13 protein-coding genes are annotated in these 14,565 nt (G+C 70.7%); 6 read left to right on the top strand and 7 right to left on the bottom strand.

Annotated elements, in window-relative coordinates; all coding sequences use genetic code 11:
* Positions 1-5: 5 nt before the first annotated feature.
* The 3 genes from rpoD to dnaG all read right to left on the bottom strand — a co-directional run bounded on the left by rpoD (position 6) and on the right by dnaG (position 4,654).
* Entirely contained in the window at positions 6-1,109 is a 1,104-nt protein-coding gene (gene rpoD, locus ACIBX3_RS13680; RefSeq protein ID WP_397116564.1) for an RNA polymerase sigma factor RpoD, read from the bottom strand.
* 597 nt (positions 1,110-1,706) lie between these two features.
* Positions 1,707-2,759, bottom strand: a complete 1,053-nt coding sequence (locus tag ACIBX3_RS13675; protein ID WP_397116562.1) for a YncE family protein — start codon at positions 2,757-2,759, stop codon at positions 1,707-1,709.
* A gap of 53 nt (positions 2,760-2,812) precedes the next feature.
* Positions 2,813-4,654: a DNA primase gene (dnaG, locus tag ACIBX3_RS13670; RefSeq protein ID WP_397116560.1), complete on the bottom strand. Its 1,842-nt coding sequence runs from the start codon at positions 4,652-4,654 to the stop codon at positions 2,813-2,815.
* A 157-nt stretch (positions 4,655-4,811) separates the two neighbouring features.
* Here dnaG and ACIBX3_RS13665 point away from each other — a divergent pair, with 157 nt between their 5' ends.
* Entirely contained in the window at positions 4,812-5,702 is an 891-nt protein-coding gene (locus ACIBX3_RS13665) for a M23 family metallopeptidase (RefSeq protein WP_397116558.1), read from the top strand.
* Here ACIBX3_RS13665 and ACIBX3_RS13660 read toward each other — a convergent pair.
* Complete coding sequence (locus ACIBX3_RS13660) at positions 5,668-6,831, bottom strand: NAD(P)/FAD-dependent oxidoreductase (protein WP_397116556.1); 1,164 nt, start codon at positions 6,829-6,831, stop codon at positions 5,668-5,670. The genes ACIBX3_RS13665 and ACIBX3_RS13660 overlap by 35 nt on opposite strands.
* Before the next feature lie 76 nt (positions 6,832-6,907).
* Positions 6,908-8,128 (bottom strand): deoxyguanosinetriphosphate triphosphohydrolase, encoded by a 1,221-nt coding sequence (locus ACIBX3_RS13655; RefSeq protein ID WP_397116554.1) that lies wholly within the window; start codon positions 8,126-8,128, stop codon positions 6,908-6,910.
* An 80-nt stretch (positions 8,129-8,208) separates the two neighbouring features.
* On the opposite strand from ACIBX3_RS13655, the gene ACIBX3_RS13650 reads away from it, so the two are divergent.
* Both ACIBX3_RS13650 and ACIBX3_RS13645 read left to right on the top strand, forming a co-directional pair.
* Positions 8,209-9,714: a M48 family metallopeptidase gene (locus ACIBX3_RS13650; RefSeq protein ID WP_397116552.1), complete on the top strand. Its 1,506-nt coding sequence runs from the start codon at positions 8,209-8,211 to the stop codon at positions 9,712-9,714.
* A 73-nt stretch (positions 9,715-9,787) separates the two neighbouring features.
* The gene (locus tag ACIBX3_RS13645; RefSeq protein ID WP_397116550.1) at positions 9,788-10,216 is read left to right on the top strand and encodes a DUF6194 family protein; all 429 of its coding nucleotides are present in this window, start codon (positions 9,788-9,790) and stop codon (positions 10,214-10,216) included.
* On the opposite strand, the gene ACIBX3_RS13640 is transcribed toward ACIBX3_RS13645, so the two are convergent.
* Together ACIBX3_RS13640 and ACIBX3_RS13635 are read right to left on the bottom strand one after the other, a co-directional pair.
* Positions 10,217-10,669: a DUF1003 domain-containing protein gene (locus ACIBX3_RS13640; RefSeq protein WP_397116548.1), complete on the bottom strand. Its 453-nt coding sequence runs from the start codon at positions 10,667-10,669 to the stop codon at positions 10,217-10,219.
* 42 nt (positions 10,670-10,711) lie between these two features.
* Positions 10,712-12,058 (bottom strand): sensor histidine kinase, encoded by a 1,347-nt coding sequence (locus tag ACIBX3_RS13635; RefSeq protein WP_397116546.1) that lies wholly within the window; start codon positions 12,056-12,058, stop codon positions 10,712-10,714.
* 109 nt (positions 12,059-12,167) lie between these two features.
* Here ACIBX3_RS13635 and ACIBX3_RS13630 point away from each other — a divergent pair, with 109 nt between their 5' ends.
* The 3 genes from ACIBX3_RS13630 (at position 12,168) to ACIBX3_RS13620 (ending at position 14,563) form a co-directional block, all read left to right on the top strand.
* The gene (locus ACIBX3_RS13630; RefSeq protein ID WP_397116544.1) at positions 12,168-13,004 is read left to right on the top strand and encodes a S1C family serine protease; all 837 of its coding nucleotides are present in this window, start codon (positions 12,168-12,170) and stop codon (positions 13,002-13,004) included.
* A gap of 19 nt (positions 13,005-13,023) precedes the next feature.
* Positions 13,024-13,698, top strand: coding sequence for a response regulator transcription factor (locus ACIBX3_RS13625; RefSeq protein ID WP_397116542.1), 675 nt, complete (start codon positions 13,024-13,026; stop codon positions 13,696-13,698).
* A gap of 91 nt (positions 13,699-13,789) precedes the next feature.
* Positions 13,790-14,563 (top strand): FHA domain-containing protein, encoded by a 774-nt coding sequence (locus ACIBX3_RS13620; RefSeq protein ID WP_397116540.1) that lies wholly within the window; start codon positions 13,790-13,792, stop codon positions 14,561-14,563.
* The last annotated feature ends 2 nt before the right edge of the window (positions 14,564-14,565 follow it).

Here is a 14,565-nt window from a genome sequence, read left to right as displayed (position 1 = left end):
AAGGGTCAGTCCAGGTAGTCCCGGAGCATCTGCGCCCGCGTCGGATGGCGGAGCTTGGCCAGGGTCTTCGACTCGATCTGGCGGATGCGCTCCCGCGTGACCCCGAACTCCCTGCCCACCTCCTCGAGCGTGCGCGGATGCCCGTCGGCCAGGCCGAAGCGGAGCTGGATGATGCGCTGCTCGCGGTCCGACAGCGTGGCCAGGATGTCGTCGAGCTGGTCCTGCAGCATGATGAAGGCCGCGGCCTCCATGGGCACGACCGCGTCGGCGTCCTCGATGAAGTCACCGAGGTCGGAATCCTCCTCGCCGATCGGCGACTGCAGCGACACGGGCTCCTGGGCGATGCGCTGGATCTCCACCACACGATCGACAGGGAGGTCCATCTCCTTGGCGATCTCCTCGGGAATCGGCTCGCGGCCGAGGTCCTGGTGGAGCTGGCGCTGCACTCTGACGAGCTTGTTGATGGTCTCCACCATGTGCACCGGGATGCGGATCGTACGCGCCTGGTCGGCGATGGCCCGGGTGATCGCCTGCCGGATCCACCAGGTGGCGTAGGTGGAGAACTTGTAACCCTTCGTGTAATCGAACTTCTCGACGGCCCGGATGAGTCCCAGGTTGCCCTCCTGGATCAGGTCCAGGAACAGCATGCCGCGGCCCACGTACCGCTTGGCGATCGACACCACGAGCCTGAGGTTGGCTTCGATGAGCCGCTGTTTGGCTCGGGTGCCCTGCCACACGAGCTCCCTGAACTCCGGGAAGGCCAGACGCGAGACCCCGTTGGCCAGCTTGTCCTCGGCGAACAGGCCGGCTTCGATCGACTTGGCGAGCTCCACCTCCTCCTCAGCGGTCAGCAGCGGCACCCGGCCGATCTCCCGTAGGTAGATACGGACCAGATCGCTGGTCGGCGCCCGCTTGCCTACGTCTTCCTCATCGGCGCGGGGGGTCTCCTCGTCGCCCTGTGGCTCGAGGACCTCCACGCCGTTCTCGGCGAGCATCCGCACGACGCGCTCCAGCGCGTCGGACGGCAACTCGGACCGGTCAAGCGCGGCTGCGACGTCATCGACGGTTACGCTCCCGCGCTCTCTTCCCTTCGCGACGAGGTCCGCCACCTGATCTACCGATGGCGGACTACTTGGCAGCACCGATGCACCCACGGGAGACAGTCTGCAGTATTGGTTCCATCAAATGGCAGACCCATTTTTGTCACTGAAGGTAAGCCGATCGCCCTTACCCAATTGAGATCGGAATAAGGTTTAGCCCAACATTGATCAGGAAAGTAAAGTCAATTACGCGATCAGGATTCACGCGCCCGGCACGACCCCCCGGCCGGACGTAGCTCTTTCGCTGCCCGGACGGCGTTGTCCACCTGTTCTGTCACGTCTTGGACCGAGACATGTTTCCGGGTTAACCGCCCGGGTTTGCCGCTTGTGATCGCAGCCGAACTGTTATCAACCGCCTGCGGGATACACCCGGTTCCGCGGAAAGCCCGAAGGTGTCCGCGACCTCGATCTCCCCCGTGCCGACCGGCCGGACCCCCTCGCCGGCCGCCGCGCCGTCCAGCGTGCGCCCGAGGCCATCACGCGGCACGACCTGCGGGTTTCGCGTCCTTTTCTGGACGGCGAACGGTGTCGCCGCCGGCGCGGGCGGCGGGAATGATCGCAAAAGTCACCAGGAAGATCGCCATCAACTAAAGGATCTTGCGGGATTCATCGCTTTTTCGGCACACCGCTGGGGATCGTGTATTTGTCGATCCGCTTGGTGGCCCCCGTCCGCGGGTTGAGCGCATAGATTTGCGTGGTCCACCGCCCCTCCTGGTCGGATCCGTCCAGGGTGTGCAGTTCCAGCCGCCCGCCCGGTCCCCACACGAGCGTGGGCACATCATGCTTGACCTTGATCGGCTTCGCCGGGCCGGTCCAGGCCCTGGCGCTCAGGTCGTAGGCGCGGATCTTGTCCTTGGGCGACGTGTGGACCAGGACGGTGTGACCGTCGGCGGCCAGGGCCAGGTTCGCCCACTCGGACACCACGGCCGGGTACGGGGTGTCGGTGACCGGCTCGCCGTCCTCGACGGGATACGCCAGCATCTCGATGGTGTCGTCAGAGTGCACCTTGAGCGACAGCACCTCGTCCCCGTCGGCGCTGAAACTCTGAGGCCTTTCCGCGGCGGGGATCGTCCTGAGCGGCTTGCCGGTGGCCGTGTCGATCACCAGCCCGGGGCGCTTCTTCTCCGCGTCGGCGAAGCTCACCAGGAGGCGGCGGCCGTCGGGGGCCAGACGCAGATCGGTGTGGTTCGTGCCGACGCCCTTGGTGCCGACCGTCATGACGACAGGCTTTCCGCCGGGCCAGCGCCTGGCGACCACGCGGTTGTCGCGGGCGCGGACGTAGGCGATCGTGCTGCCGTCGCCGCTGACCGCGAACGGGGGCGGGCGGTCGTCGACCCGCTTGCCGTTCGCCTCGACCGGGTGCCGGGTGGCGTCGGGGAACGTCATCCAGCGGCCGTCGCGGAGGTAGAGGTACCACGGCGAGCCCTTGCAAGCACGGTAGGAGTCGCCGCCGCAGTTGGGCAGGTGCGCGGTCCTGACGGCCGGGGTCTTCGCGCCACCGGCCGGCCCGGCGGCGGCCCCGGCCGGCCCAGCGGCGGCCCCGGCCTGGCCGGCGGTGGCCGCGGCCGGCGCCTGACCGGTGGTGGCGCCGGCCACGACCACAGCCGCCGCCAACGCCCCAGTCGCCAACGCCCCCAAGGAGGTGATCTTGATTCTCACGCTCGTTAGACCTCGCGCACTCGGCGAAGGTTGATCACGAACAGGTCACGGTGTCAGCTGCCGGCCGCGCGATCGCGAAGCACGCGGCGTTGCTGCTCCAGCGCCACCAGCTCACCGAACAACTTGTTGTACTCCTGCTGCTCCTCCACCGGGTTGAGCCGCTGGATCCGCGACTTGACCTGGCTGATGGCCCGATCGACCGCGATGGCCTCGATGGCGGCGAGCATCGCCCCGGCGTAGCGCTCCTCGGCGTGCGTGTCCGCCTGGATGGGCTCCACCGCGAAGCGGGTCACCAGCGCCCGGGCGCCCTCCTCGTGGGCGTGCGTCAGCAGCAGGTCCACCCACTCCCGGCCGCCGTAGCCGGCCGCGACGACCCCGCCGGCGGCCACGATCACCTTGTGCAGGGTGACGTGGTCGGGCGCCGTGAACGCCTGCGGGTCCAGGGCGTCGAAGCGCGGGCCCAGGAGCGCGGGCCGCTGCACGGCCAGCTTGAGCAGCTCGCCCTCGACCCGGACGCTGGGATCGACGGGCGCCGCCCTGGGCGCGCGCTGCGGGCGGCCCTGCTGGGCCCCGGCGACGGCGGAGATGCGCTGCATGACGAACCGCTCGTCCATGAAGCCCAGCCACCGGTCCAGGTCGATGGCGTAGCGCTTGCGCAGCCCCACGTCCTTGATCCCGGCCACGATCGGCGCGGCGGCGTCCAGTGCGGCGATCTTGCCTTCGTTGCTGCGCAGGTCGTAGCGGGAGATCGTGTTCCTGATCGCGAACTGGAACAGCGGCTCCCTGCTCGCGATCAGATCCCGCACGGCCGCGTCGCCCTGCTTGACCCGCAGGTCGCACGGATCGAGCCCGTCGGGCTGCACCGCGACGTACGTCTGCGTGACGAACTTCTGCTCGTCGGCGAACGCCCGCAGCGCCGCCTTCTGCCCCGCCGCGTCGCCGTCGAAGGTGAAGATCACCTCGCCGCGGAACTCGGCCTGGTCCAGCAGGAACCGGCGCAGGATCTTGATGTGCTCCTCGCCGAACGAGGTGCCGCAGGTGGCCACCGCCGTCGGCACCCCGGCCAGATGGCACGCCATCACGTCGGTGTAACCCTCGACGATCACCGCCTGTGCCCGCTTGGAGATCTCCCGTTTCGCGAGGTCAATCCCATAAAGCACCTGGCTCTTCTTGTAAAGCGGCGAGTCAGGCGTATTCAGGTATTTCGGCCCGTCATCGGAATCAAGCAGCTTCCGTGCGCCGAATCCGATCACATCGCCCGTAGCGTCCCTGATCGGCCAGATCAGCCGCCCTCGGAACCGGTCGATGGGCCCCCGCCGGCCCTCTTTGGCCAGCCCGCCCTTGACGATCTCCTCGGTGGTGAACCCGCGCCCCAGCAGATGCCGCGTGAGCGCCTCCCACTCGTTGGGCGCGTATCCGACCCCGAACAGCTCCGCGTCGGCCCGCTCGAACCCCCGCTCCGACAGGAACCGCCGCCCGGCCGCCGCGTCGGGCCCGAACAGCTTGCCGGCGTAGAACTCGGCGGCCGCCTTGTGCGCCTCGATCAGCCTGGCCCGCTCGCCGTGATCGCGCCGGGGGACGTAGCCGCCCTGCTCGTACTGCAGCTGGATCCCGGCCCGCTGCGCCAGCCGCTCGACCGCCTCGCCGAACGACAGGTGCTCGATCTTCTCGACGAACGTGATCACGTCGCCACCCTGGGAACAACCGAAGCAGAAGAACATTCCGCGCTCGGGGGTGACGTTGAAGGACGGGCTCTTCTCGTCGTGGAACGGGCACAGGCCCTTGAGGTTGCCGCCACCGGCGTTGCGCAACTGGATGTGCTCGCCGATCACGTCGGCGATGGGTGAACGCTCGCGTACGAGCGCGATGTCGACATCACGGATCCGGCCAGCCACGCCGGTGAGTCTATGCCGCGCCACCGACGTTCCCGGCACCTGCCGCCAGAATGGCCTCACCATCGGGTTGCTATGGAGGGAAAGCGGCTCTGCGGGGTCTCCCGGTCGGCTACAAAGGTAAAGGTTGTCGGTGGAAACGGTGACACAGGTGGAGATCATGCGATCGGGGCATCTCGGACGATGGGCGGCCGTCATGGGCGCTTTGCTGCTGACCGGTGCCTGCACCCAGGCCACCGGCCTGGCGGGTGTGAGCGCCACGTCGCCCGGCACCGCCCCGGTGACGGGCACGCCGTCGGTCACGGCCACGATCCCCGAGCCGAGTCCGTCGATCGAGCACCAGGCCGCCGACCAGCCGCCGGAGGGCGAAGACCCGGTCAAGGTGCCGCCGCCGAAGTTGTCGAAGTACACGTACACCTTCCCGGTCAAGGGCTGCAAGACGACTTACCAGCGCAAGCTGCTCGTGCTGCCCAAGACCACGATCTGGGCGGGTCAGGGGTGCGCGTTCGTCGCGCCCGTCGACGGCGTCGTGGACGAGGTGAACATCCAGAACAGGTGGCGGCCGTCCACGGACGCGGGTGCCGACCGCGAGGGCAGGTTCGTCACGATCGTCGGTGACGACGGCGTCCGCTACCTGGGCGGCCACCTCGACTCGGTGGCCGACGGCGTCAAGCCGGGCGTGCGGGTGGAGGCGGGCCGGTTGCTCGGGCGGGTGGGCACGTCGGGCAACGCCCGCGAGACCGGCCCCAACCTGTACTTCGCGATCTCGTGGAAGACCGGCCCGGCGTTCTGGTGGGTACGCCGGGGCATGGTCAAGCCCTGGGACTACCTGGACGCCTGGCAGTCGGGCAACCGCACGTTCTCGCCGCGTGAGGAGACGCTGGCGTTGCGGGCCAAGCTCGGCGAGACGCCGCCCTGTACGGTCCAGTGCTCGCCGAAGAAGGTCTCGCGGCCGGAGAAGACGGACCGGCCCGAGCCCCAGCCCCAGTCCGGCGACGACGACAGCCCGGCGGTGGTCACGATTGGCCCGTCGCAAGCTCCTTTGGGTTGACGATGACGCGTGATCGGATGAGCTCCTGGATCTCGTCGACGACGTCCCAGGTGTTGACGTTCATGCCGGCGATCACCCGGCTGTCGCGCAGCCAGTACGCGATGAACTCCAGGCTGTCGACGTCGCCGCGGTAGACGATCTCGTCGTAGCCCTCGATGTCGCCGGAGAACTCCATGCCGAGGTCGTACTGGTCGGTGTAGAAGTACGGGACCAGTTCGTGGACGACGTCCTGGCCGAGCATGGACCGGGCGGCGGCGGGGCCGCCGTGCAGGGCGTTGGCCCAGTGCTCGACGCGGATGTGCCGTCCGTACAGCGGGTGGAGGGACTCGGCCACGTCACCGGCGGCGAACACGTCCGGGTGCGAGGTGCGCAGCGCCGCGTCGGTGAGGATGCCCTGCCCGACCTCGAGCCCGGCGTCGCGGGCGAGCTCGACCTCGGGGGCCGCGCCGATGCCGACGACGACGAGGTCGGCCGAGAGCCGTTCGCCGGAGCTGAGCCGCGCGCCGGTCTCGGTGATCTCGGCGGCGGCGGTGCCGAAGCGCAGGTCCACGCCGTTGCGCGCGTGCAGGCGGGCGAACACGTCGCCCAGCTCGGGACCGAGCGCCCGGTTGAGCGCGGTGGGCTCGGGCTCGACGACGGTGACGGCGCAGCCGGCCGCGCGGGCCGCCGCCGCGGTCTCCAGGCCGATCCAGGACGCGCCGACGACCAGCACGCTGCCGGCCTGCGCGAGGCGTTCCTTGAGTGTCTCGCTGTCCTCGGCGGTACGCAGGTAGTGGCCGGGCCCCGGCAGGCGTCTGGGCGTGGCGCCGGTGGCGACCAGGAGCTTGTCGTACGGCTGGCGCGACCCGTTGCCGAGCCTGACCAGGTGGTGATCGAGCTCGATGCGGGTGGCCCGCATGCCGAGCCGGAGATCCACGCCGTTGTCCGCGTACCAGCCGGGGGCGTGGACGAAAATCGTCTCCCGTTCGCTCCTGCCCTGGAGGTAGTCCTTGGACAGGGGCGGTCTCTCGTAGGGCCGTTCGTTCTCCGCACCGATCAGCACGATCTCGCCGTCGAAGCCCTCCTCGCGCAGTGCCTGCGCGGCCTTCGCCCCGGCCAGCCCGGCGCCGACGATCACATATGTGGCCATGGGCGCAGTATCCGCCCGTCGCGGGGATCGGGAAAGCGGGTTCTGTCAGGTCACGGAGGTCATGGAGAAAGCTTGATCATCGCGAGAGCCTGCGGTGCCAGGCGACGGCCGAGGTGTCGGTGAGCGAGGCGATCTGGTCGATGACCACGCGGACGCGGGCGGCGTCGTCGGGGGCCTCGAGGTACGCGGGACGGAAGGCGGGCTCCAGCGTGCCGGGCGCGCCGAGCGTGATCATGGAGGCCAGTTCGGTGATAAGCTCGCGCTGCCTGGCCTGGTTGGCGTGATGGTCCTCGGTGGTCATCACATAGTGGGCGGTGACACCCTTGAGCAGCGCGCACTCCAGCCGGGTGGTGTGCGGGACGACGAGGTCGGCGCGGTGGCGGGAGCCGTACACCTCCTTGGTGGCGGTCTGCGCGGAGCGGCAGAAGCGGCCGATGAGGCCGCTGGTGAGGGCCTTGAGGCCGGCCAGGTCGGCCAGGGTGGCCGTGAAGCGGCGCGGCCAGAGCGGGGCGGCGATCAACTTGGCGAAGACCTCCTCCAGCTCGTTGAGGTCGGCGCCGTGGGCGTACCAGGTGCGGGAGATCTCGCACACCTGCTTGCGCTCGACGGGCGACTGGAGGGCCTCCGGGGTGACGTGGCCGGAGTGCAGGGCGTCCTCGAGGTCGTGGACGGAGTAGGCGACGTCGTCGGCCCAGTCCATGATCTGCGCCTCGAAGCTCACCCGGCCCTGCGGGGCGCCCTCCCTGATCCACTTGAACACCGGCAGGTCGTCGTCGTACACGCCGAACTTTGCGGATTTTTCGCAAGTCCAGGGATATTTGATGGACGCGTCCAGAGCCGCCCGGGTGAGGTTGAGCCCGGCGCTGCGGCCGTCCTCGGTGAGGACCTTGGCCTCGAGCCTGGTGAGCAGGCGCAGGCTCTGGGCGTTGCCCTCGAACCCGCCGCACGTGGCCGCCAGCGCGTTCAGCGCCAGCTCGCCGTTGTGGCCGAACGGCGGATGCCCCAGGTCGTGCGCGAGGCAGGCGGTCTCGACGAGATCCGGATCGACGCCGAGCGTGGCGCCCATCTCCCTGCCGACCTGGGCGCATTCGAGCGAATGGGTCAGCCGGGTCCGGGGGATGTGCTGGCCGCCGCCGAGCGTCTCTCCAGGGCCCACGACCTGCGTTTTCGCGGCCAGCCTGCGGAGTGCGGAGCTGTGCAGCACGCGGGCCCGGTCGCGTTCGAACGCGGAGCGTTCAGGATTGCCGGGAGGTTCCGGAACCCAACGTTCCTGATCGTGCTCGTCGTAGTACGGCATTGGTTCAGTGATTTTATCCAGTTTCCCGACTCCGCTAATGTCAAGCCTCGCGAGAACCCCTTCCCCGGGAGCCCTCCCCCATGACCACAGCGTTCCGAGCAGTGCTGGCCTTCACCCTGCTCGCCGGCTTCTACGTCCTGGTCGGCCTCATTCTGACGGCCGCGGTGTTCTTCGACGTCATGCTGCTCGTCGAGTTCCACGCGAACACCGTCAAGATCGCCATCGTCCTCACACTGGCGGCGGGCGCGCTGCTGCGCGCCCTGCTCATGGTGACCCGCCGCAAGGGCGGCGAGCAGCCGGGCGTGCCGGTGGGCCGCGAGCACGAGCCGGTGCTCTGGCAGACGGTCGAGGACCTGGCCCAGCGCGTACGCACGGCGCCGCCGGACGAGATCCGGCTGGTCGCGGAGGTGAACGCGGCCGTGTCCGAGGACACGCGATGGCTGGGGCTGCGGGCCACGCGGCGGCGGATGTTCATCGGCCTGCCGCTGCTGCAGACGCTGACGGTGGACGAGCTGCGCGCGGTGCTGGGGCACGAGCTGGGCCACTACAGCGGCGCGCACACCCGCCTGGGCGCGCCGGTCTACCGGGGGCGGGTCTCGCTCATCGCGACGGTGCAGGGGCTGGGCAACCACCCGTTCATCCAGAAGCTGTTCACCTGGTACGCCAAGCTCTACCTGCGCGTCTCGCAGGCCGTCTCGCGCAAGCAGGAGCTGGAGGCCGACCAGTTCGCGGTCGGGATCGGCGGCCGGCAGGCCATGGCGGGCGCACTCCGCAAGATCCACACGACCGCGCTGGGCTGGGACATCTACGTCAACAGCTACCTGTCGCTGACGGGCGCGGGCGGCGCCCGGCCCGCCTCGGTGTTCGGCGGCTTCCACGCGATGATGAGCGATCCCGAGCGGCAGACCCACCTCGCGAAGCTGGGCGCGGAGCCGGAGGAGGTCTCGCCGTACGACTCCCATCCGAGCCTGGCCGAGCGGCTGACCGCGATCGAGCACCTGGCGGAGCCGCAGCACGTGCCCGACCCACGCTCCGCGCTGACGCTGCTGCAGGACGCGAACGTGGCGGTGCAGGCGGTCGAGCACTCGATGTGGACGCCGGAGGCGCTGGCGGGGCTGCGCCCGGTGTCGTGGGACGAGCTGGTGTCCGAGGGCATGTACGCGGGTCGCAACGCCGAGGCCCTGCACGACCTCGCGGTGTCCGGGCAGCGGGTCATGGGGGCCTCGCGGCCGTACCTGGACGCGGCGTTCGAGGCGATCGCCCGGGGGCGTCAGGCCGAGCTGGAGGAGCGGCTGCGCGAGCTGGGCTGGAACCCGTCGGACACGCTGCTGGCCGGGGTGCTGGGGCAGGCGCTGGAGGCGGTGCTGATCCAGCTCGGGGAGGCCCGGTGGACGCTGTCGTGGTCGGGACCGGCGCGGCTGCTGTTCGACGACGGCGAGGAGGTGTCGCTGTCGGAGTACGCGGCCCAGGTGGCGGCGAATCCGGAGGCCGTCGCGGGGCTGCGGCAGTGGCTGGGCAGCCACGGCATGCGCCACGACTACGTCCCCGTCCAGGACCCGGCCCCGCAGGCCAGTATCGCGGGTTGAGACTTCGGCGCCCGTTTTCTCGGCCGATGCCGCTCAAAGTCTCACTGGGTGGGTCAATGACACCATTGATGGCATGACTGAAGAGGAAATCATCCAGTTCGTGAACGGCCTGCCCGAGACCTCGGTCCTCATCGCCGGCCCGGACGACGGCTCCCCGGAGGTGGCATGGGGCGACGCGTTCTTCACCTACAGATCGGACCGGCAGCCGTTCGCCACGATCGTGATCAAGAACTACCCCGGCTTCGACACCGCCTCCGACCTCGACCGGCCGGGCGTGTTCCGGCTGAATGTCGCGGCCGGGCGCGCGGCGTTCGAGCGGCTCCTCGGCTACCCGCCCGAGGCGCGCCCCGACGGCCTGGACTACACCGTCCTGGAACAGGTCCTCCCGCATCCCGTGTACGCGGCCCAGGGGTGGGTCTGCGTGCTCAACCCCGGCGAGCAGCAGGCGCGTTCCCTGGTGACCGACGCCCACGCCCGCGCGGCCGGACGTCACCGCCGCTGATCACGGCGTCGGGTGCCGGGTCTTCACGAGCGCCTCGACGCGGGCGAGCTGGACGGACAGGTCGGCGACGTCGGCGCGGAGGGCGGCGATGGCCATCGCGGTGCCCTGGTCGGTCTGGTAGTCGTGCGTCGCCAGCTCCGAGGCCACCTGGTCGCTGCGCCTGGCCGCGATGAGCAGCACGGACGCCTGCAGGCCGGCCAGGCACGACAGCACCAGGTTCAGCAGGATGTACGGGTACGGGTCGAAGCCGTGCCGCCCGTTGCCGATGATCCAGACGACGAGCAGCGCCAGGAACGTGAGCACGAACGGCCACGACCCCATGACGAGCCGCGTCCGGTCGGCCGCCCGCTCCCCCAGGGTGAGCCGGCCGCCGGTGCGGACGCCCGGATGCCGCATCCAGCGGTTGTGCCGGGGCCGGCCGAGGCGCGTGAGCGGATGCTGGTCTGCCTTCATAGGCCCGATCGTGCCCCGGCGGGGATGAGAGCAGGATGAGAGCTACGTCAGGGGCAGGCAGGCCGTGACCACCGCGCCGCCGAGCGGCTCCCCGTTGCGAGCGGACACGATGCCGCCGTGCGCGCTGACCACCGCACGCACGATCGACAGGCCGAGCCCGGCGCCGGGCGAGACGCCGCTGCGGGCGTCGTCCCCCCGGGTGAACCGGGCGAACGCCGCGTCCAGCAGTCCCTCGGGGAAGCCGGGCCCGTCGTCGGCGACCTCCACGGTGGCCGACTCGCGACCGCGCGCGACCCGGAACCGCACGGTGCCTGCTCCGGCCGCCGCGCTGTTGCGGGCCAGGTTGGCGAGCACCTGCCGGAGCCTCTCGGGGTCGGCGTTGACCACGACCGGATCGCCGGACGCCTCGATGGCCAGGCCGAGCGCGGGTCCGAGGCGGCGTGCCTCGGCGGCGGCCAGGTCGAGCAGGTCCACGGCCTCCGTGCGGACCACGAGCGCGCCGGCCCGGGCCCGCGCCAGCAGCAGCAGGTCGTCGGCCAGCCGGGACAGCCGGTCCACCTCGCCGAGCGCCGCGTGCAGCGACTGCTCGACCTCGCGGTCGTCGCCGACCGCGTCGAGCGCCAGCTCCAGCTCGCCGCGCAGCACCGCGAGCGGGGTGCGCAGCTCATGGCTGGCGTCGTCCACGAACGCCCGCTCGCGCTCGGCCGCCACGCCGAGCCTGGCCAGCATGTCGTTCAGGGTACGGGCAAGCCGGGCGATCTCGTCGTCCCCCGGCACGGCGGGCAGGCGGCTGTCGCTCTCCAGCGACGAGATGATGGCGGCCTCACGGGTCAGGGCGTCGACGGGCCGCAGCGCGGTGCGCACGACCGCCCACGCCCCGGCGGCCAGCCCGGCGACGAGCAGCGGCGCGGCGAGGAAGAGCACGATCGCCAGCCGATCCTTGGCGGCCTGGATCGGCTCGGCCGACACCCCAACCGTGAGCACGCCGCCACCCGGTTCGAGGCGCTCGGACAGCAGCCGTACGGAGATCTCCGCGCCCCCGTCCCCGATCGGCAGCGTCCGCGTGCTCAGCGTGATGTCCCCGACCTGGTGGACCTGCTCGGTGGTGAGCAGCCGCCGGCCCTCCAGCGAGGTCGACCCGGCCGTCACCTCCCCGCCGCGCCCGTACAACTGGGCCATCGGGTCGTCGATCAGGGCGGCGACGTCGTCGTTCTCCAGAGCCACGGCGAGGTCGCCGGCGCGGACCGCCAGGCCGTCGTCGATGGCGGCCTGCAACTGGCGGTCGAGGGCGGCGTACAGGAGGGCGAGGCAGACGACGAGCGCGCAGACGGCGCCCGCCGCGGTGACGAGCGTCACGCGGGCCCGCATCGAGCCTGGTAGCAGCCGCACCCTGCACAGCCTGGCACAATCCGCCCGCCAAGGCTCTCATCGTTCTCTCATGGGAGGGCTCGCACGCTGAAGGCGCGAACACAACGGATCGCCACCTGAGGAGCACACGATGACCGTCCCCACCTTCGAGCCGCGCCAGTCACCCCCCTACCCGGGCCCCCACGCCCCCGCGCACCGGGCGCGGCGGAACGGCGGCCGCGTGCTGGCCGCCTCCGTCGCCCTGGTCGCCGTCGTGGCGGCCACGGGCGCCGGAGGCTACCTGGGCGGCCGCGACGTCGCCCGGGCGAGCGCCCCGGCCGTCACCGTCCCCGCGACCTCGGCCGGCGCCGTGAACGCGCCCGCCATCCTGGCCAAGATCGAGCCGTCGATCGTCACGGTCCGCACCCGCTCGGTCGGCGTGAACGCGCTCATGGAGCCCGTCGCCGAGCAGGGCACCGGCACCGGGTTCGTGATCGGCGCCGACGGGCTGATCGCCACGAACAACCACGTCGTCCAGGGCGCGCAGACCGTCACGGTCACGCTGCGGGACGGGCGGACGTCAAGGGCGAAGGTGCTGCGCAGCGACCCGGCGGCCGACCTGGCCGTGCTGCGGATCAACGCCACGGGCCTGCCCGTCGCCGCCCTCGGTGACTCCTCGACGCTGCGGGTCGGCGACCCGGTCATCGCGATCGGCAACGCCCTGGCCCTGCCCGGCGGCCCGACGGTGACCGAGGGGATCGTCTCGGCGCTCGACCGCACCGTGCAGACCGACGCCGGCGCTCAGCTCCAGCACGTCATCCAGACCGACGCCGCCATCAACCCGGGCAACAGCGGCGGCCCGCTCGTGGACGCCTCCGGCCGCATCATCGGCATCAACACCGCCGCGGCCGGCGACGCGCAGAACATCGGCTTCGCGATCGCCGTCAACGGCGCCCGGCAGACCATCGACGACCTGCTCCACCAGTGACGAGCCTTAGGGTGGTGCCATGAGGGTGCTCGTCGTCGAGGACGACCCCGGCATGTCCCGCATGCTGATCCGCGGGCTGCGGCGGGAGGGCTACGCCGTGGACACCGCGGGCAACGGCGAGGACGCGCTGTGGAGCGTCATGGAGAACGACTACGACGCCGTGGTGCTCGACGCCATGATCCCCGCGCCGGACGGGTTCGAGGTGTGCCGGCGGATGCGCGCGGCGGGTCGCTGGGCCCCGGTGCTCATGCTCACCGCGCGCAATGCCGTGAACGACCGCGTACGCGGCCTGGACTCGGGCGCCGACGACTACCTGACCAAGCCGTTCGCGCTGTCGGAGCTGTACGCCCGGTTGCGCGCGCTGACCCGCCGCGACCCGCACGAGCGTCCCGCCGTACTGCGGGCGGGCGATCTCTCGCTGGACCCGGTCAGCCACGTGGTGTTGCGCGGCGAGGCGGCGATCACGCTGTCGCCCAAGGAGTTCGCGCTGCTGCAGGAGTTCATGCGGCGGCCCGGCGAGGTGCTCAGCCGCACCCATCTGATCGAGCACGTGTGGGACTTCGCCTACGACGGCGGGTCCAACGTGGTCGACGTGTACGTGCGCTACCTGCGCGACAAGGTGGACCGGCCGTTCGGCCGCGACAACATCCAGACCGTGCGCGGCGCCGGCTACCGTCTCGACCCGGCGATCTGACGCGTCGTGGACCGCGATCTCCGGGGAGGGTCCCGGACGGGTGGGGCACCATGGACGTGCACGCATGCGACCAGCACCAGGAGGCGAATCCATGAACGTCCCCCAGAGCCTCGCGTACGGTGTGCCCCCCGCCCACCCGGGCACTCTGCACGTCCGCACGCTCGCGGGCGGCATCAAGGTCGGGCCACGCCCGGGCCGCCACGTCCGCTTCGGCCGGGCCGGACGCCCGCACGTCGACCTGAGCGTCGGCGCCGACGACCAGTCGGTGAGCCGCCTGCACGGGGAGCTGACGTACCACGACAACCTGTGGTGGCTCCGCAACATGGGCCGGCAACTGGTGCGGCTGCCACGCGGGCAGCTGATGCACACCTCGACCGACCCCATCCCCCTGGCGGAGGGCTACACGCCGCTGTTCATCAGGGGATCCGGCCACCGCCAGCACCTGGTGGAGCTCTACGTGGCGGGCCATGAGGGCGAAACGCACGGGAACCGCCACGAGATCGAGACCATACCGCCGAAGATGTGGGAGCTGGACGACACCGAGCGCCTGCTCCTGGTGGTCCTGGGCGAGCGGTACCTGTTGTACGAGGAGTCCCCGCGGCCCTTGACGTACCGGCAGGCGAAGGAGCGGCTGGCCTATCTCCGGCCGGAGGACAACTGGCGGAAGAACATCATCGAGGACAGGATCGAGGTCGTCCGCCGCCGCCTCCATGCCGCCGGCTTCCCGTACCCGCTGCTGCACGACCAGGCGGCCGGCCGGCCGTACGACAACAACCTCCTGCACAACCTCCTCAGAGGCCTGGTGGAGTCCACGACCCTGGTCCCCCCGGACCTCAACCTCCTGGAATCCGACCTCCAGCAATGAGG

The organism is Nonomuraea sp. NPDC049480, from assembly GCF_044465905.1.
In the GTDB taxonomy this organism is placed as follows: domain Bacteria; phylum Actinomycetota; class Actinomycetes; order Streptosporangiales; family Streptosporangiaceae; genus Nonomuraea.
The sequence above is the reverse complement of the archived record's forward strand: the minus strand, read 5'-3'. Positions and strand labels throughout refer to the sequence as shown.